This is a genomic window from Streptomyces sp. SID5785 (assembly GCF_009870065.1).
Classification (GTDB): Bacteria; Actinomycetota; Actinomycetes; order Streptomycetales; family Streptomycetaceae; genus Streptomyces.
On record NZ_WWIA01000698.1, the window covers coordinates 1 to 21,022 of the forward strand.

General features: G+C 71.5%; 20 protein-coding genes and 1 tRNA gene. 11 read left to right on the forward strand and 10 right to left on the reverse strand.

All coding sequences use genetic code 11. The annotated features are described in order from the left end of the window. Positions 1–424: 424 nt before the first annotated feature. Complete coding sequence (locus tag GTW43_RS22725) at positions 425–913, reverse strand: hypothetical protein (protein WP_161303872.1); 489 nt, start codon at positions 911–913, stop codon at positions 425–427. Between the two features lie 588 nt (positions 914–1,501). After that, positions 1,502–2,128, reverse strand: a complete 627-nt coding sequence (locus GTW43_RS22730; protein WP_343246096.1) for a hypothetical protein — start codon at positions 2,126–2,128, stop codon at positions 1,502–1,504. Positions 2,129–2,665: 537 nt separating this feature from the next. On the opposite strand from GTW43_RS22730, the gene GTW43_RS22735 reads away from it, so the two are divergent. Next, positions 2,666–3,391: a thioredoxin domain-containing protein gene (locus tag GTW43_RS22735; RefSeq protein WP_161303874.1), complete on the forward strand. Its 726-nt coding sequence runs from the start codon at positions 2,666–2,668 to the stop codon at positions 3,389–3,391. A 19-nt stretch (positions 3,392–3,410) separates the two neighbouring features. On the opposite strand, the gene GTW43_RS22740 is transcribed toward GTW43_RS22735, so the two are convergent. From GTW43_RS22740 to phoU, 3 genes are all read right to left on the reverse strand, one after another. Next, positions 3,411–3,977 (reverse strand): GNAT family N-acetyltransferase, encoded by a 567-nt coding sequence (locus GTW43_RS22740; protein WP_161303875.1) that lies wholly within the window; start codon positions 3,975–3,977, stop codon positions 3,411–3,413. Positions 3,978–3,987: 10 nt separating this feature from the next. Then, positions 3,988–4,863, reverse strand: coding sequence for an ATP-grasp domain-containing protein (locus GTW43_RS22745; protein WP_161303876.1), 876 nt, complete (start codon positions 4,861–4,863; stop codon positions 3,988–3,990). A 512-nt stretch (positions 4,864–5,375) separates the two neighbouring features. Further along, the gene (gene phoU / locus GTW43_RS22750; RefSeq protein ID WP_161303877.1) at positions 5,376–6,056 is read right to left on the reverse strand and encodes a phosphate signaling complex protein PhoU; all 681 of its coding nucleotides are present in this window, start codon (positions 6,054–6,056) and stop codon (positions 5,376–5,378) included. Between the two features lie 191 nt (positions 6,057–6,247). On the opposite strand from phoU, the gene GTW43_RS22755 reads away from it, so the two are divergent. Both GTW43_RS22755 and GTW43_RS22760 read left to right on the forward strand, forming a co-directional pair. Further along, positions 6,248–7,573 carry an ATP-binding protein gene (locus GTW43_RS22755; protein WP_161303878.1) on the forward strand — a complete coding sequence of 442 codons (1,326 nt, stop codon included), beginning with the start codon at positions 6,248–6,250 and terminating at the stop codon, positions 7,571–7,573. Continuing rightward, entirely contained in the window at positions 7,570–8,250 is a 681-nt protein-coding gene (locus GTW43_RS22760) for a response regulator transcription factor (RefSeq protein WP_161303879.1), read from the forward strand. Before GTW43_RS22755 ends, GTW43_RS22760 begins: the two co-directional genes overlap by 4 nt. A gap of 100 nt (positions 8,251–8,350) precedes the next feature. Here the strand turns inward: GTW43_RS22760 and GTW43_RS22765 are convergent, their stop codons facing one another. Next, positions 8,351–9,040 carry a DUF461 domain-containing protein gene (locus GTW43_RS22765; RefSeq protein WP_161303880.1) on the reverse strand — a complete coding sequence of 230 codons (690 nt, stop codon included), beginning with the start codon at positions 9,038–9,040 and terminating at the stop codon, positions 8,351–8,353. Between the two features lie 629 nt (positions 9,041–9,669). Between GTW43_RS22765 and GTW43_RS22775 the strand changes: the two genes are divergently transcribed. The 7 genes from GTW43_RS22775 (at position 9,670) to GTW43_RS22805 (ending at position 16,486) form a co-directional block, all read left to right on the forward strand. Continuing rightward, positions 9,670–10,152, forward strand: coding sequence for a CarD family transcriptional regulator (locus tag GTW43_RS22775; protein WP_003953493.1), 483 nt, complete (start codon positions 9,670–9,672; stop codon positions 10,150–10,152). Positions 10,153–10,457: 305 nt separating this feature from the next. Further along, positions 10,458–11,207 carry a 2-C-methyl-D-erythritol 4-phosphate cytidylyltransferase gene (gene ispD / locus GTW43_RS22780; protein ID WP_161303881.1) on the forward strand — a complete coding sequence of 250 codons (750 nt, stop codon included), beginning with the start codon at positions 10,458–10,460 and terminating at the stop codon, positions 11,205–11,207. Continuing rightward, positions 11,197–11,697, forward strand: a complete 501-nt coding sequence (gene ispF, locus GTW43_RS22785; RefSeq protein ID WP_161303882.1) for a 2-C-methyl-D-erythritol 2,4-cyclodiphosphate synthase — start codon at positions 11,197–11,199, stop codon at positions 11,695–11,697. The genes ispD and ispF overlap by 11 nt, the downstream gene beginning before the upstream one ends. Before the next feature lie 99 nt (positions 11,698–11,796). Then, a complete protein-coding gene (locus tag GTW43_RS22790; protein ID WP_161303883.1) occupies positions 11,797–12,201 on the forward strand; it encodes a PPOX class F420-dependent oxidoreductase in 405 nt (134 codons plus the stop codon). A 75-nt stretch (positions 12,202–12,276) separates the two neighbouring features. Beyond that, on the forward strand, positions 12,277–13,674 hold the full coding sequence (cysS, locus tag GTW43_RS22795) for a cysteine--tRNA ligase (protein ID WP_161303884.1): 1,398 nt from the start codon (positions 12,277–12,279) through the stop codon (positions 13,672–13,674). A gap of 84 nt (positions 13,675–13,758) precedes the next feature. Beyond that, complete coding sequence (rlmB, locus tag GTW43_RS22800) at positions 13,759–14,709, forward strand: 23S rRNA (guanosine(2251)-2'-O)-methyltransferase RlmB (protein WP_161303885.1); 951 nt, start codon at positions 13,759–13,761, stop codon at positions 14,707–14,709. A 139-nt stretch (positions 14,710–14,848) separates the two neighbouring features. Then, a complete protein-coding gene (locus GTW43_RS22805; RefSeq protein WP_202501828.1) occupies positions 14,849–16,486 on the forward strand; it encodes a DoxX family protein in 1,638 nt (545 codons plus the stop codon). Between the two features lie 74 nt (positions 16,487–16,560). Here the strand turns inward: GTW43_RS22805 and GTW43_RS22810 are convergent, their stop codons facing one another. The 3 genes from GTW43_RS22810 to ugpC form a co-directional block, all read right to left on the reverse strand. Then, positions 16,561–17,319, reverse strand: coding sequence for a nucleotidyltransferase family protein (locus GTW43_RS22810; RefSeq protein ID WP_161303886.1), 759 nt, complete (start codon positions 17,317–17,319; stop codon positions 16,561–16,563). Positions 17,320–17,376: 57 nt separating this feature from the next. Continuing rightward, complete coding sequence (locus GTW43_RS22815) at positions 17,377–17,835, reverse strand: hypothetical protein (RefSeq protein WP_161303887.1); 459 nt, start codon at positions 17,833–17,835, stop codon at positions 17,377–17,379. A 232-nt stretch (positions 17,836–18,067) separates the two neighbouring features. Next, entirely contained in the window at positions 18,068–19,207 is a 1,140-nt protein-coding gene (gene ugpC / locus GTW43_RS22820; protein WP_161303888.1) for a sn-glycerol-3-phosphate ABC transporter ATP-binding protein UgpC, read from the reverse strand. A gap of 214 nt (positions 19,208–19,421) precedes the next feature. On the opposite strand from ugpC, the gene GTW43_RS22825 reads away from it, so the two are divergent. Next, positions 19,422–19,495, forward strand: a tRNA-Thr gene (locus GTW43_RS22825). Positions 19,496–19,586: 91 nt separating this feature from the next. Here GTW43_RS22825 and GTW43_RS22830 read toward each other — a convergent pair. Then, complete coding sequence (locus GTW43_RS22830) at positions 19,587–20,999, reverse strand: FAD-dependent oxidoreductase (protein WP_161303889.1); 1,413 nt, start codon at positions 20,997–20,999, stop codon at positions 19,587–19,589. Positions 21,000–21,022 lie beyond the last annotated feature (23 nt).

Genomic DNA, 21,022 nt, shown 5'->3' on the forward strand with positions numbered 1-21,022 from the left:
CCCGGCTGCGCTCCGCTCCGCCGGGCGGGCTCCCGGCTCCCGCTGGGGCTGCCGCTCCTGCCTTCGGCCCGCTCCGCCCCGCTCCCGCCGACGCCCGCCCACTGTGGATAGGCCCGGAGGACATGAGTCGAGCACCCGACACGCATCCGGCCCACGGTCGCAGATGATGCCTCCGGCGGGGGATCGGCCGGCACCGGGTGGGAGGGGGCGCCGTTCCCGGCCGCGGGCACATCGTGGCGAGCGTGGTGGGCTCCCATCCCGTCCACCATCGACCCAGGCCAAGCCGAGCAGACGCGGCCCATGGCGTCCAGGTCGTTCGTACAGTGGCGCGCTCCACCTGGACGCCATGAACCACGCCCGCTCCACGGTGTGTGGGTCGACGGCGGACGGGATGGGAGCGGGGGTAGGGGTGTGGTTGAGGTGGTCAGGCGAGCGTCGAACGGATTCGGTCGATGGCACGCAGGACCTCGCCTCTGTTCTTTGCGCTCTTGATCCAGGTTGGCAGCCGCGCGACAACCGTCATCTTCTTGACCTGCGCATCCCATGGGGCTCTTTCACGCAACGGCGCCTGTACGAACTGCCGGAGCAGCTCCAGGTGCTCTGGGTTGTAGGCCCACAGCCAGCCGTGCCGCGTCTCCGCCTGCAACCACAACGGCAGCCCGAAGTAGGGGTCTATGGCTTCACCACGCCCCCGGAAGAGGCGAAACTCTCCCCCGGCCGCATCCCGAGTCAGGCCGCACGCCCGACAGACGAGACGGCGGCGCGCAAACACCGAGGGGGCCGAGCCATCCGTCGCAGGCACCGCAGGGGCAACATGGGCAATCCCGGCGCACTTCGGACAGCGCACGAGCACGTGATCAATGAAGTGGTACTTCGTGTGCCGAGCGTCTCGGAACCGCGATGGCGAGAGCATGACGCCAGTATGTGACCCCTCCACCTGCTCATGCTCGGAATATCCGTGCCCCTCCCGTGCCCGATCACGCGGGGAACCACGGGGAACAACGGTCACTCACGGCGCTGAGCAACGAGGAGAGCCCCCGACCGATCCTGCTGGTCAGGGGCCCTCAACCTGCGCGGTGGGTGTGGGATTTGAACCCACGGTGACTCTCGCCACGACGGTTTTCAAGATCGCCCTCGCCTAGGATCCGGTGCATCTGGCAGCTCGCCCACGGACGTCGATTTTGCAAAGGTTCCGCAATGAAGAGGTCAAGATTGGGTCATTCCCCGCACTCCACGGGTGCTCGACATTACGCTCGGTCACCGAAGGTGAAGCGTAGCGACCGAGCGTAATGTCGAGCACCCGTGGAGTGCGGTCAAGGCCTTGGTGGACTGCTACAGAGTGCGATATTCGCAGGTGGCGGGGCTGACACGCTCAATCCGCTGCGATCGCGCAGGCAAGAAAAAACCTGACCCACAAGGGGTCAGGTGGTTTGTGTCTCTAAAGTAAGACGCGCCGACCCGACTGTCAACTTTGTTGGCACAGTTCAGTGACGCCGAGTCGCTACCAGTCTACAGGGCGTGCGTACTTCCCTGTCGGGTCGCTTAGCTGATGACTGGTGAAGTCCTGCTGCGTAAGCTGCCGCCACCAGTGTCTCCCCACCCCTTCGCTGGCAGCGCCTCGCAAGTCGCCAGCAAGGTAACTTCGTGAAGGGTTGACCACGCCTACGGGGACCCTCTTGCGTGCCTCTCGTAGGGGGAAGCTGAGGTCGCTGTCGTTCGATATCACCACAGCTGCATCCACGGTCTGCGTGAGCACGTCGATCAAGAGGTGGGTGGCAACGTTGACGTCCGATCCCTTCTCCTCGCGGTTGGCAAACGAAGCCATGAAGACTGCCGAGTTACACGGTGCGCCACCGTTCTGCACCATGATCGGCCACTGCGGGGTGACGAGTTGTGGGCGCCCGTGGCTGTCCTTAGTAGCCAGGGGTGCTTGCTTCACTCGGTAGACGTATTTGCCGTACTCGATCTGGTCCACGCTTCCCGCGGCAGCCAGAGCCTTCAGGTAGATGTCCTGGTCGCGGTGCCCGGAGGCATTGGTGGTGGCATCGATCCGAGCGGTGCAGTAGACGATTCGGGCCACGCCGGCGCCTGGCCAATCAGCCCGCTGACCAACCAGAGTGGTCGCCAAGCCTCGAATGTCGAGCCAGCGCCACCCTGCCACCCCGCGGCCACACAGACCCCTACCGCCGTAGTAGAGGTTGTAAGCATCTACGTACACTCCCACGCGCATTAGTAAAAGTTAGCAGCAACCAACACGCCGACTGGGCTGCTGTGTTGACATCCCTTCAGCGCTTGTCGTGCTAGCACCGCGAGGTGTCGGCTGTACGGGAATGATCTCCATTGGACGAGCCCCCTGAGGATTGTGCATGCTGGGCCGTCCCTGGGCCGTCCGAAGCCGCTCAACAGCGGCAGACAACGACCAATGACGACGGGTCAGGCAGTTGCGACCAGGCCCCGGAGCTGCAAAAACGCAGGTCGCAAGATCCCCGGCAACACCCAGGGCAAGAAGAAGTAGCCCGCCGCTCCCAGCCCCCTGCCCGCGTGTTCTCCGCGAGCGGGGGGCTTGTTGCTGCCCAGGGGCTGTCGCCGGGCCGGCGCCGGGCCGCCAGGACCCGATCCAGCGCCCTAGGATCTCCGAGAGGGGGGAACGTCTATGCGATCAGGAATGCGTCGTGCCGTCGCGGTCGCGGTGGGGCTCGGTCTGTCGGCAGCGGTGCTCGCCGGGTGCGGTCGGGCCGCACGGGCCGACGCCGAGGGGCCCGCGGATCCACTCGAGTACGCCTACATGACGCACCTGCCGGAGCGGCTCGACAAGGACGGCACGACGTTCGAAGTGGGGTCGCCCACCGCCGAGAAGGTCGTTCATGTCTACGAGGACATGCGCTGCCCCGTGTGCGGTGCGTACGAGGCGGGCGGCGCGGCAGCCGTGCGCGAAGAGGTTCTCTCCGGTGAGGTCAGGGCCGAGTACACGCTGGCCTCGTTCCTCGACGACCGGCTCGGCGGTTCCGGGTCGGTGCGGGCCGCGAACGCGCTGCGGGCCGCTTTCGACCGGGGCAAGTTCATCGAGTACCACGACATCCTGTTCGCCCATCAGCCGGAGGAGTCGGTCGACGGGTACACGGATGCCTTCCTGCTGCACATGGCGTCTCAGGTGCAGGGGCTGCGCAGCAAGGAGTTCGACTCCGCGGTGCGCACCATGAAGTACCGCGACTTCGTCAGCGCTTCCCAGCGGGCGTACGAGGCCGCTCAGGCACCCGGGACTCCCGCGTTCGTGGTGAACGGCACCATGCTGGACGGTGACTGGCGGGAGTACATGTTCGACCGGCACATGGTGGGACTGGTGCTGGGCATGCCCGGAGCCGACCACGGACCCGACGGCGACTGGGAGTGACCCGACCCGCTCCCCGCGCTCACCGTGCCCCGCCGACCGGGCGCACCATCATGTCGTACAGGTCGGGTCCGCCCCCCAGCCGTGCCTGTCCGACCCGGGTGTAGCCCCAGGCGTGGTACGCGGCGCGGGCTGCTTCGCTCTTCGGGTGGACGTTCAGGAGGACGCGTTCCGCGGTGAGGGGGGTCAGGAGGGTGTCGTGGAGGCGGTGGGCGAGGCCGCGGCCTCGCCAGGGGGCGCGGACCGCGAGTTCCATCAGGCCGAAGGTGCGGCGGCCGTCCTCGTGGCGCAGGGCCGCCGGGACCGGTTCGGTCAGTTCGTCCCACCAGGGGGTGTCCGGCGGGACGGGGTGTCCGTACGCCATGCCGACCGGTTCGCCGGAGGCGGTGCGGGCCAGGGTGGCGCGGAAGCCCGGCCGCCGGGTCAGGTCCGGGAAACGGGCGAACGCGGCCGCGACGTCCTCGGCGGTCTCGCAGTGCGGCGGCTCGGCGAAGGCGTCCGCGTAGACCCGGCGGAAGTCGGCCGCGGCCGCGGCGGCGCCCGGGCCGTCCAGGGACGTCACGGTGAGGGGTTCGTCCTGCGGGGCCATGGTGCCTGCCTCAGTCGGTGGTGAGTGCGGTGATCAAAGGGGCCGGGTCCGCCCCGGCGGGGAGGCCGGTGACCTGGGCGTCGCCCAGTTCGACCAGGCGCCAGACGCCGGTGTCGGCGCGGCGGGCCAGGTCCGTCGTGACGAACCGGCAGGGCAGCGCGGCGACCAGCGGGCGGAACGCGTCCAGCGCCGGTTCGGGCCGCAGGGCGGGGGTGTCGGGGTGGGCGGTGACGAGCAGCGGGGCGCCGTTCAGCCACCACACGCGCGCCTCGCCCACGGCCCGGTCGAAGGGTTCGAAGGCGCGCAGGACGATGCCGCCGGCGAGGTCGTCGGACTGGAGCGCGGCGAAGCGGGTCACGACGCGGTGCAGGGCGGCGGTGTCGGCGAGGTCCGGGACGTGACAGGCCTCGTCCCACTCGTGCTTGCGGGACTTGACGTAGTCCTTGACGATGCCGGGCCCCGCGGGGAGGACGGCGGCGAGCGCGGCCAGCCCGGCGGGGGAGGGCACCGCGTGCGGGGCGCAGGGGACGTACGCGGTGGGCGGGGTCACGGACGCGAACCCGGCGTACCAGCCCGGGAGTTCGTGCGCCGTCCGGTACATCTCCGGGGTGGTGCGCAGCCGCGCCCCGCGCCGGTCCAGGGCTGTGGCCAGGTCCGCGTAGCGCGGCGCGGGGATCATCCAGCCCCGGTACCGGACGGGCCCGAGGCCGGGCGGCACCCGGCGTACCGCCTCGTCCGCGCGGCCCGCGAGCAGGGCGTCGTGGTCGAGGAGGGCCACGGCCGCCCCGGCGTCCCGGGCCGCGGCCGCCTCGGCGGCGAACTGCGGGTCGCAGGCGGCCGGACGCAGCGGATCGCGGCAGAAGAGGAGCGCCGTGGCGGTGGGCATCGGGTCACCGTAGCCGCTCGACTGCCCGCGGCGCGTGGCGGTTTCCCGGCCGGCCCGTGCGCGGTGCGGCCGAGCGTCGCCGCGGCTCGGACGGACGCTCCCGGGAACACGGCGGCCGGCCGGTGCGCGCATGTGCGCCGTTGATGCGCCCGCCCGGCTGGGCATGCAATGGGGGAGACCTCCGTCCAGGGAGGCCCCGTCGAGGAGGGAACCATGGCTGCCGAGTCCCCCAGGCCCGATCAGACTCCCGAAGCGTCCGTCGAAGTGATCCGCCCCGTCCCCGAGCTCGTGCTGCTCGGAGCCTGCGGCTGCGGTTCGGGCTGCGGCTGCGGCTGCCAGTCGGGAGCGCCCTGCCAGTGCGGCGGCTGCTGCGGCTGACCCGGACCTGCCCACGCACATGAGGGCCCCGCACGCCCGGCGTGCGGGGCCCTCATGTGCGTTCACCTCAGGCAGGCGGTGCGGAGGAGGCGCGGGGCGCCGGTGGTCAGGCGCTCTCGGCCAGGTGTCCTCGGTCAGGCGCCCTCGGTCACGGCGCCGCCCTGCTGGACCTCGTCCGCGTGCTCACCCGTCACCAGGTACACGACCCGCTTGGCCACCGACACCGCATGGTCGGCGAACCGCTCGTAGTAGCGGCCGAGCAGCGTCACGTCCACGGCCGTCTCGATGCCGTGCTTCCATTTCTCGTCCATCAGGTGCTGGAAGAGCGTGCGGTGCAGCTGGTCCATCTCGTCGTCGTCCTGCTCCAGCTGCATCGCCAGATCGACGTCCTTGGTGATGATGACCTCGGCGGCCTTCGCCATCAGGCGCTGCGCCAGCTGCCCCATCTCCAGGAGCGTCGCGTGCAGGTCGTGCGGCACGGCCCGGTCCGGGAAGCGCAGCCGGGCCAGCTTCGCCACGTGCTGCGCGAGGTCGCCGCTGCGCTCCAGGTCGGCGCTCATCCGCAGCGAGGTGACCACGATCCGCAGATCGGTCGCCACCGGCTGCTGCCGGGCGAGCAGCGCTATGGCCCGGGCCTCCAGGTCGTGCTGGAGGTCGTCCACCTTCTGGTCGGCGGCGATCACGGACTCCGCGAGCTTCAGGTCGGCGTCGAGCATGGCCGTGGTGGCGCGCCCGATCGCCGACCCGACAAGGCGGGCCATCTCGACCAGGCCCTCGCCGATCGAGTCCAGTTCCTCGTGGTACGCGTCACGCATACGAACGTCCCTCTCTGACTCTGTGCGGGGGCCGGGGCAGCCCCACGGTCCCACGTTCGGCCCTGTACGCGTCCGGATCCGGCACCGCAAGTGAATCGCCCCCGTACCCCAGGTGAACTCTGGGCGACGAGTGTTCGAGCTGCCACCCGGACGGCTGTGGAGGAGTCGCCCGTGCCGCATAACCTGAAGACATGGACGTGAACGCGGCGGTCGCCGCAGCGGCAGCGATCGCCGGGGTGTGCACCGGTGTCATCGCGATGCTGGCGTTCCGCTGGAGCGAACGCGACCAGAAGCGCCCCACCCGCACCTCCCTGCACACGGACCCGGTCCTTCCGCCCGGCGTCGACACGGTCCTGTCCGTGCTCCGCTCCTCCGCCGTCGTCCTCGACGAGGCGGACAGCGTGGTCAAGGCCAGCTCCGCGGCGTACGCCCTCGGCCTCGTGCGCGGCGGCAAGCTCGCCGTCGACCCCATGCTGCAGATGGCCCGCGACACCCGGCGCGACGGCGAGATACGCCAGGTCGAGCTCGACCTGCCGCGCCGCGGCACCGGACGCGGCGACACCCTCGCGGTGTCCGCCCGCGTGGCCCCGCTCGGCTCCCGCCTGGTGCTGCTCCTCGTCGAGGACCTCACCGAGGCACGCCGTATCGAGGCCGTCCGCCGCGACTTCGTCGCCAACGTGAGCCACGAGCTGAAGACCCCGGTCGGCGCCCTCTCGCTGCTGTCCGAGGCTGTCATGGACGCCTCCGACGACCCCGAGGCCGTCGAGCGCTTCGCCGGCCGCATGCAGATCGAGGCGACCCGCCTGACCAGCCTGGTCCAGGAGCTCATCGACCTCTCCCGGGTGCAGAACGACGACCCGCTGGAGGACGCCGAGCCGGTCCGCGTCGACGAACTCGTCGCCGAGGCCATGGACCGCTGCCGCCAGCCCGCCGCCAGCAAGCAGATCACGATGGCGACGAACACGCTGGTGTCCGCGGGAGCCGAGAAGGGCGACGGCGGACGACGGGCGGGCGGCACCGCCGACCTCAACGTGTGGGGCAACCGCGGCCAGCTCGCCGCCGCCCTCGGCAACCTCGTCGAGAACGCGGTCAACTACTCACCCGCCCGCACCCGCGTCGGGATAGCCGTGCGCCGGGTGAGCGCACCCGGCGGAGACCTCATCGAACTCGCCGTCACCGACCAGGGCATCGGCATCTCCGACAAGGACAAGGAGCGCATCTTCGAGCGCTTCTACCGCGTCGACCCGGCCCGCTCCCGTGCCACCGGCGGCACCGGCCTCGGCCTCGCCATCGTCAAGCACGTGGCCGCCTCGCACGGCGGGGAGGTCACCGTGTGGAGCTCCGAGGGACAGGGCTCCACCTTCACGCTGCGGCTGCCCGAGGCGGCCGCGGCCACCGGTTCCCGCAAGACCACCGCATCAGGCCCCGGAGACGTACGCGACGAAGACGACGCACACGGGCCCGGACACACAACCGCATACGAATCCATTCCTGCCGCCCCGGAGGTCCTTCCGTGACCCGAGTGCTCGTCGTAGAGGACGAGGAGTCCTTCTCCGACGCCCTGTCCTACATGCTCCGCAAGGAGGGCTTCGAGGTCGCCATCGCGGCCACCGGGCCCGACGGCCTGGACGAGTTCGAGCGCAACGGCGCCGACCTCGTGCTGCTCGACCTGATGCTGCCCGGCCTGCCCGGCACCGAGGTCTGCCGCCAGCTGCGCGGCCGCTCCAACGTGCCGGTCATCATGGTGACCGCCAAGGACAGCGAGATCGACAAGGTCGTCGGCCTGGAGATAGGAGCCGACGACTACGTGACCAAGCCCTTCTCCTCGCGCGAGCTGGTGGCCCGCATCCGGGCCGTCCTGCGCCGCCGCGGCGAGCCGGAGGAGGTCGCGCCGCAGGCCCTGGAGGCCGGCCCGGTCCGGATGGACGTGGACCGGCACGTCGTCACGGTCGGCGGCTCCAAGGTCGACCTCCCGCTCAAGGAGTTCGACCTCCTGGAGATGCTCCTGCGCAACGCGGGCCGCGTGCTCACCCGCATGCAGCTCATCGACCGGGTCTGGGGCGCGGACTACGTCGGCGACACCAAGACGCTCGACGTCCACGTCAAGCGCCTGCGCGCCAAGATCGAGCCCGACCCGGGAGCCCCGCGCTACCTGGTGACGGTCCGCGGCCTGGGTTACAAGTTCGAGCCGTAGGCCGGCCCGGCCCGCCCGCGGGCCCGCACACACGCCCGGAGGGCGGCTCCCCAGGTCGGGAGCCGCCCTCCGGGCGTGGTGTTGTGCGGGTGCGGGTCGCTCAGCGGCCCGCGGCCGGGCTCTCGGAGCCCGCCGCCGCGCCGCCGGCCTCCGGCGTCGCGGAACCGGTCGCGGCGTCCGTCGCCGAGCCGGTCGCCGACTCGGACGCGGTGGCCTCGCCGGACGGCGTCTTCGAGCCGGCCGGGGACGAGACGGGCGCCGACGGGGTCGCCGGGATCTCGCTGGGTCCCCACTTCTGGAAGTAGGACTCGGCGGGCACCACGAACGCCTTGAGCTTGACGGCACCGGCACCGCTGAAGCGGAAGGTGATCGCCTGCGCGTTGCCGTCCAGGACCGCGGTGCGGCTGTTGGGGAGCTCGGCGGTGGCGTTGCCCTTGCCGCCGAGGACGACCGAGCCGCCGGCCGGGACCTCGATCTTCGCGGCGCCCTTGGCGCCGGTGAGCTTCGCGGTCTTGCCGACGCCGTCGACGGTGATCGCGTCGAGGGTCTGCGCCTCGGTGCCGTTGTTGAAGAGCGTGGCGGTGACCACGGCCGGGCCCTTGGACTCGAGGTCCGGCTGGGTGATGACGGTGGCGTTCTGGACCTTGATGTCGCCGACCGTGATCGCTGCGTTGTCGGGCTTGACCTCGAGCGTCTGGGCGTTGTTGCCGGCGCCGCACGCGGCGAGCGAGGCGATCGAGAACGCGATGGCGGCGGCGGCGAGGGCGCCGCGTCGAAGGCTGCTGCTCACGGCGGCGGCAACTCCTTGAACGGGGGCGGACTGGGTGGATCGGACGGCACCACCGACAGGGAGGTAAAGCCGTCCTAAGGGTCTGTCAGCGGCCTTAGGTTACCGAGCCGTCCCCCGGCCGCCGCACCCGACCCGCCTCTAGGGGGTGTCACGCCGTTCTCCCGTCCCCGGACGGACGCGCGGGCCACCCGGCGCGCCCGCGTTCCGGCATCCCTTGTCCACCATTCAATTGGCCGCGCTCCAGGTGGGGGGCCCGCGGATTTCCCGTAAGGAATGCGCAGCGGTCAGGAAAAACGATCACCGGGTGCCGTGAATCCCGGTGATCAATTCCGGATTCGACTCGAACGGACCTCCGGCGGCGCGAACGGAGTAGCGGAAGTTCAGCGCTTCGAACCACACAAAACGGGACGTTCGGCCCTTGGCGGGCCCTCCGGAGGGCCCCAGACGGGCAGGTTTCGGCTTCGTCGGACAGTGGCTCCCACCTGCGAATACCGTCCTCCGCTACCCCTCCGCAGCACGTTCCTGTTGTTGTTGTCAAGCCCCGAGATATGCCCTGACCTGCGAAAACGCCATTCAGAACGCGCAGTTTCCGTGTTACCCTGGATAGCCACGGAAGGGGTACCTGTCACATGACGTTCAAGGTTGGCGACACCGTGGTCTATCCCCATCACGGGGCCGCGCTGATCGAGGCTATCGAAACTCGCCAGATCAAAGGCGTGGACAAGACCTACTTGGTGCTGAAGGTCGCCCAGGGCGACCTGACGGTACGTGTGCCAGCGGACAATGCGGAGTTCGTCGGCGTGCGTGATGTGGTCGGTCAGGACGGGCTCGACCGGGTCTTCGAGGTGCTGCGCGCGCCGTACGCCGAGGAGCCCACGAACTGGTCGCGCCGTTACAAGGCAAACCTGGAGAAGCTCGCCTCCGGTGATGTCATCAAGGTCGCGGAGGTAGTGCGTGACCTGTGGCGCCGGGAGCGTGAGCGCGGACTGTCCGCAGGTGAGAAGCGCATGCTCGCCAAGGCTCGGCAGATCCTGGTGAGCGAGCTCGCGCTCGCGGAGAACACGAACGAGGACAAGGCCGAGGCCCTGCTCGACGAGGTCCTGGCGTCCTGACGCGCGCCGTAGCCGCGTAGAAAACATGCCGTGGTGCCCGATGACCCTGATGGTGTCGCCGGGCGCTGCGGCATGTCCGTACCCGGAACCCGCATCCCTGCCGGTGCGCGCCGGCTCGCGTCCCCCACGGTCCGCCACCCCCGCACCACGGCGCCGGTCCTCCGGCCTCATCGGTGCGTACTCGGTGTGCCGGGCCCGGGCGGCTGGCTCGACCGGATGTCACGGAAGGGGTCCGGTCAAGGCCTGCGCCCGGCACGATGTGGCCATACCCACCACCCCCGAGCGTACAAACCTGAACGGAACCGATGTCTGACGAAACGCGTCCCGTAGCCGGTGACGCCCGCACCGCGGCCGTGATCCCGGCCGCCGGCCGGGGCGTCCGCCTCGGCCCCGGTGCCCCCAAGGCGCTGCGCGCGCTGGGCGGCACCCCCATGCTGATCCACGCCGTACGGGCCATGGCCGCGTCCCGCGCCGTGTCCGTCGTCGTGGTCGTCGCGCCGCCCGACGGCGCGGCCGAGGTCAAGAGCCTCCTCGCCGATCACACCCTGCCCGAGAGCACCGACTTCCTCGTCGTGCCCGGCGGCGAGTCCCGGCAGGAGTCGGTCAGGCTCGGGCTCGACGCCCTGCCCGGCGGCATCGACATCGTGCTCGTGCACGACGCCGCGCGCCCGCTCGTGCCCGTCGACACGGTCGACGCGGTCATCGAGGCGGTCCGCGACGGCGCCCCTGCCGTCGTGCCGGCGCTGCCCCTCGCCGACACCGTCAAGGAGGTCGTGCCCAGCACCGACGGCTCGCCCGAGCCCGTCGTCGCCACACCCGCCCGGGCCCGGCTGCGCGCGGTGCAGACGCCGCAGGGCTTCGACCACGCCACCCTCGTACGCGCCCACGAGACCGTCACCGACGCCGTCACCGACGACGCCGGGATGGTCGAGAAGCTCGGCCTCCAGGTCGTGCTCGTGCCCGGCCACGAAGAGGCGTTCAAGGTGACCCGGCCGCTCGACCTCGTCCTCGCCGAGACCGTCCTCGCCCGCAGGAGGGCCAACGATGGCTTCTGACCCGCACCCGGTGCTGCCGCAGGTCGGCATCGGCACCGACATCCACGCCTTCGAGGAGGGCCGCGAGCTGTGGTGCGCGGGCCTGAAGTGGGAGGGGCAGGGGCCGGGGCTCGCCGGGCACTCCGACGCCGACGTCGTCGCGCACGCCGCGTGCAACGCCCTGTTCTCCGCCGCCGGGCTCGGCGACCTCGGGCAGCATTTCGGCACCGGCCGGCCCGAGTGGTCCGGCGCGTCCGGTGTGACGCTGCTCGCGGAGGCGGCCCGCATCGTGCGGGAGGCCGGCTTCGTCGTCGGCAACGTCGCGGTGCAGGTCGTCGGGGACCGGCCCAAGATCGGCAAGCGCCGCGACGAGGCACAGAAGGTCCTCTCCGAGGCGGCCGGCGCCCCGGTCTCCGTGTCGGGTGCCACCACGGACGGCCTCGGCTTCCCCGGCCGCGGCGAGGGCCTGATGGCGGTCGCGACGGCACTGGTGGTCCGCGCCGCCGTGTGACACCCGTGCGACGGGAACGCCGAAATACCGGCGCGGACCGCGTTGTTCCCGCAGGATCGGCACCACGTCAGTCACCGTCACGGAACGAGGAGTGAGGCCATGTCCGCCCAGCTGTCCGACGAACTCAAGGCGCTGCTCGACAGCAAGGTCTTCATCGGGGTTGCCACCGTCCAGCCGGACGGAAGTCCGCAGGTGTCGCCTGTGTGGGTGAAGCGGGACGGTGACGACGTGCTGTTCTCGACGACGGTGGGCCGCCGCAAGGAGAAAAACCTGCGGCGGGATCCGCGGGTGACGATCCTGGTCCAGCCTGCGGACAACCCGTACGCGTACGCGGAGATCCGCGGCACCGCGGACATCACCTCGCAGGGCGGCCAGGAGCTGATCGACGAGCTGTCGCTGAAGTACACGGGCACGCCGTACGCGGAGTTCAACGCGAACGCGGCGGACGACGCGGAGCGTGTCGTGGTCCGCGTCCGGCCCCGCAAGGTGGTGGGCCGCCTCTGACGCCGCGGCCCGGCTGTCCGGGGCGGGCTCGGGGTGCGGGCCCTGGCACGGGGCCGGGGCCACTACCCTGGAGGGGTGACGATTCGCCTGTACGACACCAGCGCCCGGCAGATCCGTGATTTCACCCCGCTCACGCCGGGCTGTGTCTCGATCTACCTGTGTGGCGCCACCGTGCAGGCCGCACCGCACATCGGGCACATCCGCTCCGGCCTCGACTTCGACATCATGCGCCGCTGGTTCACGTACCGCGGCTACGACGTGACGTTCGTGCGGAACGTGACGGACATCGACGACAAGATCATCCGCAAGGCGGCCGAGCAGAACCGGCCGTGGTGGTCCATCGGGTACGAGAACGAGCGGGCGTTCAACGACGCCTACGACGCGCTCGGCTGCCTGCCGCCCACCTACGAGCCGCGGGCCACCGGCCACGTGCCCGAGATGATCGAGATGATGCGCGGCCTCATCGAGCGCGGTCACGCGTACGAGGCCGACGGCAGCGTCTACTTCGACGTGCGGTCCTTCCCCGGCTACCTGGAACTGTCGAACCAGGACCTGGACGACCTGCGCCAGCCCGACGAGGGCGTCTCCGGCAAGCGCGACCCGCGTGACTTCGCCATGTGGAAGGCGACCAAGCCGGGCGAGCCCGACTGGGAGACGCCCTGGGGCCGCGGCCGTCCGGGCTGGCACCTGGAGTGCTCGGCGATGGCCCACAAGTACCTGGGCTCCGCGTTCGACATCCACGGCGGCGGCATCGACCTGATCTTCCCGCACCACGAGAACGAGATCGCCCAGGCCAAGGCCTTCGGCGACGCGTTCGCGGCGTACTGGGTGCACAACTCCTGGGTCACGATGTCCGGCGAGAAGATGTCCAAGTCGCTGGGCAACTCCGTGCTGGTCGGCGAGATGGTCAAGCACTGGCGCCCCATCGTGCTCCGCTACTACCTGGGCACCCCGCACTACCGCTCGACCATCGAGTACAGCGAGGAGGCCCTGCGCGAGGCCGAGTCCGCGTTCGCGCGGATCGAGGGCTTCGTCCAGCGCGTCACCGAGCTGGCCGGGGGCACCGTCGCCCCGGCCGACGAGGTGCCGCCCGCGTTCGCCGAGGCCATGGACGACGACCTCGGCGTCCCGCAGGCCCTCGCCGTCATCCACACCGCCGTCCGCCAGGGCAACAGCGCGCTGGCCGCCGACGACAAGGAAGCCGCCGTCGCCCGCCTCGCCGAGGTCCGCGCGATGCTCGGCGTCCTCGGGCTCGACCCCCTCGACCCGCACTGGGCCGGCGAGGGCGACCGCACCGAGGACCTGCACGGCGTCGTCGACACCCTCGTGCGGCTCGTGCTCGACCAGCGCGAATCGGCCCGCGCCCGCAAGGACTGGGCGACGGCCGACGCGATCCGCGACCAGCTCGGCCAGTCCGGGCTCGTCATCGAGGACAGCCCCTCCGGCCCCCGCTGGAGCCTCGGCGCACGCTGAGACCGGGCGAATGTGCCGCCCGGGCGATCGGGCGGCACACTGCATAGACGTACATCCACAGATTTCCGCAGAGACAGGTAGGTCATGGCCGCCAACAACAACCGCCGCATGTCCGGCAAGAAGGGCGCGCAGGTCGGCAGTGGCGGCCAGCGGCGCAAGGGCCTGGAGGGCAAGGGCCCGACCCCGCCCGCCGAGATGCGCAAGAAGCACAAGAAGAACCGCATCGCGACGGCCCAGGCCAAGCGGGCCCAGGGCCGTCCCGGCAACCGCACCGGCGGCCCCCGCGGCAAGGCGACCTCCGAGATGGTCGTCGGCCGCAACCCCGTCGTCGAGGCGCTGCGCGAGGGCGTGCCCGCGGTGACGCTGTACGTGCAGCAGTTCATCGACAACGACGAGCGGGTGCGCGAGGCGCTCCAGCTCGCCGGCGAGCGCGGCGGCATCCACCTCATGGAGGCCCCGCGCCCCGAGCTCGACCGCATGACGAACGGGCTCAACCACCAGGGCCTCGTCCTCCAGGTTCCGCCGTACGAGTACGCGCACCCCGAGGACCTGGTCGCCGCCGCCTACGACGAGGGCCAGGACCCGCTGATCGTCGCCCTCGACGGCGTCACCGACCCGCGCAACCTGGGCGCCGTCGTCCGCTCCGTCTCCGCGTTCGGCGGCCACGGCGTCCTCGTGCCCGAGCGGCGCGCGGCCGGCATGACCGCCGGTGCGTGGAAGACCTCGGCCGGCACCGCCGCCCGCACCCCGGTCGCCCGCGCCACGAACCTGACTCGCGCCCTGGAGCAGTACAAGAAGGCGGGGATCGCCGTCGTCGGCCTGGCCGCGGACGGCGAGCACACCGTCGGCGACCTGGCGGCGCTCGAGGGCCCCGTGGTCATCGTCGTCGGCAGCGAGGGCAAGGGCCTGTCGCGGCTGGTCGGCGAGACCTGTGACTTCCGGGTGCGGATCCCGATGCCGGGCGGCGCCGAGTCGCTGAACGCGGGAGTCGCGGCCGGAGTCGTGCTGTACGAGGCGGCCCGCCGCCGCGCCTGACGGGGCGCCCGGCGAGGTGCCCCACGAGGGTCCCCGGCGACGCCCGTCGGGGGCCTGACCAGGCCCGGTCCGGGCTTGACGGGGTCCGGACATTTCGGTGGGCGTGAGGCAGTGTCCTAAACACACATCACTCGGTTAGATGAGTGTGGACACCAGAACGCCCCGCACTCCCTCGGGGGATCGCTCGTCGGGATTCGACGACGGCCCCGCGCTGAGCATGGTGAAGGTGCCGTGCGACCCGGCGCAGGTCATCGTCAACCACGCGAGCTTCCGCGTGCAGCTCCCCCGGGGGCAACAGACGCAACTCCCGCGCATCGCACGGCACGTGAGCGCCCTGGGCCCGCGCGTCCCCGTCATCACCGCCGCGGGCACCCCCGGCGCACGCCGCCGCCGCGTCGTCATGAGCGGCGGCGACCTCGCCACCAGCGGGCTGCTGCAGGGCGCCCGCCGGGTCGGCGACCTCGACGACGGCGGATCCACCCAGGTCATCCCCCGCGTCGACCTCGACCGCGACCTCGCCGACGACCTCGACCTGTACCGCGACGAGCCGACGCAGGAGACGCCCGTCATCGGCCGGCAGGCCGGCGGTCCCGGCGGCGACGGCACCCGGATCCTGCCGCAGATGCGGCAGGCGGGCAGCGCCTTCGAGGAGACCGGCGAACTCGACCAGGTCGTCTACGACGAGGAGTTCGAGGGCCCGGACGGCGACGCGGAGCACGAGCGCGCGGCCCGCCGCTACGGCCCCGTACGCCACGCCTACTACCCGGGCCGCCGGATGAACCTGGGTGTCGTGCTGCTCCCGCTGCGCGTCTTCCTCGGCTTCATCTCCATCTACGCCGGCATGGGCAAGCTCTGCGACCCCGTCTACTTCGACGGCGGCGAGCGCGGCTCCATGGTCAAGTGGCTCAACTCCCTGCACCCGTGGGAGCTTGCCGAGCCGCTGCGCGACTGGGCGCTCCAGCACCCCGTCGGCGCCGGCCTCGCCATCGCCTTCCTCCAGGTCATCGTCGGCGTCCTGACCGTGTTCGGGCTCTGGCAGCGGCTCGCCGCCGTGTTCGGCGCACTGCTCTCGGCGGCGCTGCTCGTCACCGTCAGCTGGAAGACCGTCCCGGCCTACGACACGCCGGACATCATCTACCTGGCCGCCTGGTCGCCGCTGATCATCGCGGGCGCCCCGGTCTACTCGATCGACGGCCGGCTCGCCGGCGGCGCCTGGCGGCGGCTCGGCCCCCGCGCCGCCCTCACCGAACTGCGCCGCTACGTGCTGCGCCGCGGCACCGTCGTCGCCACGCTCGTCATCGGCTCCACGCTGCTCGTCGGCTCGCTGCTCGGCGCCGCCGTCCGCGACGCCGACCGCGTCACGGCCCCCGGCCCGGGCGACACCCCGCGCAACGAACTGCCCGGCTCCCCGCTCCCGTCCGAGCCCGGCCACCGCAAGGAGAAGCGCCACTCGCAGAGCCCGTCGGCGGTCGGCTCACCGACCCAGGGCACCACGTCGAGCCCGTCCGGCGCCCCGAGCGCGGCCCGCGAGACGGCCGGCGCCACCAGCGGCACGACGACGCCGAGCCAGACGCAGGGCACCACCGCGGGCCAGGCCCCGCCGCAGCAGACGACACCGCAGCAGCCCCCCGCGGGCGGTGACGGCACCGGCGGGCCCACCTCCGGCGGGACGACCGGCGGCGGCACCACGGGCGGCTCCGACGGCGGCGGCTCCGGCTCCGACGGGGGCGGCGGCGCCGACAAGCCCGGCCTCGTCGGCGGCCTGCTCGGCGGCTGACCCCGGCCGCACCGCACGACGGCGGGGCCCCGCACACCGAGTGTGCGGGGCCCCGCCGTCGTGTGCGGGCCGCTTCAGTGGGCCGGTGCGGCCAGCTCCTTCGCGGCCTCCGTCAGGTCCTTCGCCGTGTCGATCGCCCGCCAGTACGCGCCCTGCGGGAGCGGGAAGCCGGCCAGCCGCTTCGCCCGCGCCAGGTGCGGGAACGTCGTGCGCTCGTGGTCACCGACGTCCGGCAGCAGCGAGGCGAACTCCGCGGAGAACACGTACACGCCCGCATTGATCAGGAACGGCGACGGCGGCGCCTCGACGAAGTCCGTGATGTGCCCGAACGCGTCGGTCTCCACCGCGCCCCACGGGATCCGCGGCCGGGCCAGCGCCAGGGTCGCCGTCGCCTCCCGCTCCGCGTGGAAGTCGGCCATCTCACGCAGCGAGAACCGCGTCCAGATGTCGCCGTTCGTCGCGTACCAGGGGCGGTCCGCGTGCGGCAGGTGCGCCGCCGCGAACTTCAGGCCGCCGCCACGGCCCAGCGGCTCCTTCTCCACCGCCGTCGTGACCCGCAGCGGCAGCTCCGCGTCGCGCAGCCAGTCCTGCAGCACCTCCGCGAGATGCCCGCAGGACACCACCGCGTCGGTGACCCCCTCGGCGGCCAGCCAGGCCAGCTGGTGCCCGATGATCGGCATCCCGGTGCCCGGGATCTCCACCATGGGCTTGGGACGGTCGTCGGTGTAGGGGCGCAGGCGCGAACCCTGGCCGCCCGCCAGGACGACGGCCTGGGTCGGGCGGTGCTGCGGGAAAGCGTGCGGGCCGTGCGCGGCCGGTTCGGCGGTCGTCATGACCGGAACCTTAGCCGCGCACGGCCCGTGGGACGGTGAGGGGCGGTGCGCCCGGGATCAGCCGCGGAAGCCGGCGACGCCCGAGGCGAAGGCGGTGTCGCACACCGGGCGGGCGTACGACTGGGCGCGGGCCGGACCGTACGCCTGCACGGCGGCACGGCCGAGGGCCTTGGCGATCGACATGCAGTGCTTGGCCAGCGACGGGCGCCGGTCCACCTCCTGCTGCAGGTGCGTGAGGGCGACGCCCGGGTTCTCCTCCTGGAGTTCCTCGAGCAGGCGGTCACGCAGAATGTCCTGCGGGGCACGGGACTTGGCGCGGGCCGACACGTCCTGCGCGGAAGCTGTCAGGATGGAGTCCGAGGAACCTCCCGACCAGTTGACCCGGGTGACCGCGAGGGTCCCGGAGAGCACCAGCATCACCGGCAGGACGAAGGCGAGCGTGCGGGCGGCGCGGCGGGCGGGACCCTGGCCCCGGGCTCGGCGCGACCTCTGGGTGTAGTTAGCGGAGTGCGTCACGCGAGTGAGCGTAGCGGTCGGTGATGATTTGGCGACATTTAGTCACTCGACCGAGCGACGGTTAACTGCGTTTCTTTGCTTGGGCGTTGACGCACCCGGCCCAAAAGTCCTATTTGCCGGGGTATTTGTCGACAACGAGCACCGCGCGCGACCGGCCGGACGGAACGCACGAGGGGCCCCGCGCCGCGGCGCGGGGCCCCTCGGGGCGTGTCGGCAGGAGATGCCGCCGGGGTCAGTCCGACAGGCGCTCGCCCGTGGACGTCGCGAACACGTGGGTCTCGCCCGGACGCGGCACGACGTGCAGCTGGGCGCCCTTCTCCGGGACCTGCCGGCCGTTGACCCGGACCACCAGGTCCTTGTCCTCGCCGCCGACGCGCGCGCTGCCGTAGACGTAGCCGTCGGCGCCGAGCTCCTCGACCACGTTCACGGAGACCGCGAGACCGGCCGGGGCGTCGCCCGAGTCCTTGCTGAGCGTCTTGGAGGCCTCGCCGCCGCCGTGCTCGACGACGTCGAAGTGCTCGGGGCGCACGCCGACGGTCACCGTCGTGTCGCCCTTGTCCGCGGCCGCCTTGAGGGCGTCGCGGTTCACCGGCACGACCGAGTTGCCGAACTTCACGCCGCCGTCGGTGATCGGGACCTCGACGAGGTTCATCGCCGGGGAGCCGATGAAGCCGGCGACGAACAGGTTGGCCGGCTTGTCGTACATGTTGCGCGGGGAGTCCACCTGCTGGAGCAGACCGTCCTTGAGCACGGCGACGCGGTCGCCCATGGTCATGGCCTCGACCTGGTCGTGCGTGACGTACACGGTGGTGATGCCGAGACGGCGCTGCAGCGAGGCGATCTGCGTACGCGTCGACACACGGAGCTTGGCGTCGAGGTTCGACAGCGGCTCGTCCATGAGGAACACCTGCGGCTCACGCACGATCGCGCGGCCCATCGCCACACGCTGACGCTGACCGCCGGAGAGCGCCTTCGGCTTGCGGTCCAGGTACTCGGTGAGGTCGAGGATCTTCGCGGCCTCCTCGACCTTCTGCCGGATCTCCGCCTTGTTCACGCCGGCGATCTTGAGCGCGAAGCCCATGTTGTCGGCGACGGACATGTGCGGGTAGAGCGCGTAGTTCTGGAACACCATGGCGATGTCCCGGTCCTTCGGCGGCAGGTGCGTGACGTCGCGGTCACCGATGCGGATCGCTCCGCCGTTGACGTCCTCGAGACCCGCGAGCATGCGCAGGGAGGTCGACTTGCCGCAGCCGGACGGACCGACGAGGACGAGGAACTCGCCGTCCTCGATCTCGATGTCCAGGCCGTCGACGGCGGGCTTGGTGGAACCCGGGTACACGCGGGTCGCCTTGTCGAACGTGACAGAAGCCATGGCTGTGAAGCCCCCTTCACCGGCAGGAACGTGCCGGACGATCCGTTGTAAAGGTGGTGAGCCACTGCGGCGGTGCCGCACTGGTGTAGTCCACGCGGGTGAACTGATCGGACCGTACCCGGCAGGACAGGTGTCTGTCAGTAGGTCCGGCGCTGTGGGATTCGCCGAGATTTTCGAGGAGCCCGGCGCCGGGTTTGGTTACACTGCTCGGGCTGCCTCCTTAGCTCAGCTGGTCAGAGCGCCGCTCTTGTAAAGCGAAGGTCGTCGGTTCGAATCCGACAGGGGGCTCTGCGCACCGGACGGAAGACGTCCCCCGCGATCACCGATCGCGGGGGACGTCCCGGTTTCAGGGGAGTCCTCGAGGCGCGGGAGGACGGGGTCAGTGGCGGCCCGCGATGCGGTTTGCCGTCCTGGCCAGTCGGGATGCGTCCGTGGTGTGGGTGGTCAGCTCCCGGCGGTCGGCCGCGGCGTACGTGGCGTACATGCCGTGGACGCCGAGCCAGCGGAAGGGCTCGGGTTCCCACTTGCGGACCTTGTGGTCGACCCAGGGCAGGGTGGTGAGGTCGGTCGGGCCCGACTGGCCGGAGTCCTGCTGGACCAGGTCGCGCAGGGTGCGGGCGGCGAGGTTGGCGGTGGCGACGCCCGAGCCGACGTAGCCGCCCGCCCAGCCGAGGCCCGTCGAGCGGTCGAGGGTGACCGTGGCGCACCAGTCGCGGGGTACGCCGAGGACGCCGGACCAGGCGTGGGCGATCCCGACACCGGCGAGCTGGGGGAAGAAGCGGGTCAGGATCTCGTGCAGGGCCTCGATCGTGCGGGCCTGGGTACGGCCGTCGTTGTCCGTCTTCGAGCCGAAGCGGTAGGGGACGCCGCGGCCGCCGAGCGCGATGCGACCGTCCGCGGTGCGCTGCGCGTACATGTACGCGTGCGCCATGTCCCCGAGGGTCTCGCGGCCCTCCCAGCCGATCGACTCCCACTGCTCCGGCGTCAGCGGCTCCGTCGCGATCATCGAGGAGTTCATGGGGAGCCAGGTGCGGCGCTGGCCCTTGAGCGACGCGGTGAAGCCCTCGGTGCAGCGCAGGACGTAGGGCGCGCGGACCGTGCCGTAGGGCGTGACCGCGTGCTTCGGCTTGATCTCGGTGACCGGGGTCGACTCGTGGATCGTGACGCCGAGCGTCTCGACCGCCCGCGCCAGGCCCTTGAGGAGCTTCACCGGGTGCAGCCGGGCGCCGTGCGGGGTCCACGTCGAGCCGACGGCGCCCGCGACGCGCACCCGGTTCGCCGTCTCGCGCGCGCCGTGCAGCGTCCGGTCCTTCTCGCCGTACGAGAGCTCGGCCGCGTGGAAGGACTTCAGGCGCGCCAACTGGGCCGGGGTGTACGCGACTTCGAGGACGCCGCCGTGATGGATGTCCGCGTCGATCTTCTCGGCGCGCGCGGTCTCGACGACCTCGGTCACCGTCTCGTTCATCGCCTGCTGGAGGCGGACGGCGGCGTCGTGGCCGTGCAGGGCGGCGTAGCGGTCGCGGCCGGCGATGCCGTTGTAGAGCCAGCCGCCGTTGCGCCCGGAGGCGCCGTAGCCGCAGAACTTCTGCTCCAGGACCGTGATCCGCAGGAAGGGGGCGGCCTTCTTGAGGTAGTACGCGGTCCACAGGCCGGTGTAGCCGCCGCCGACGATGACGACGTCGGCGTTCGCGTCGCCGTCGAGGGGTTCGCGGCTGTCGGGGAGGCCGTCGTCGGCGTACCAGTAGGAGATGCCGCCGTTGACGGGGGCGGCGCCGGGGTGCGAGCTGCTCATGGCGGTGGACGTTACTGCGGGGG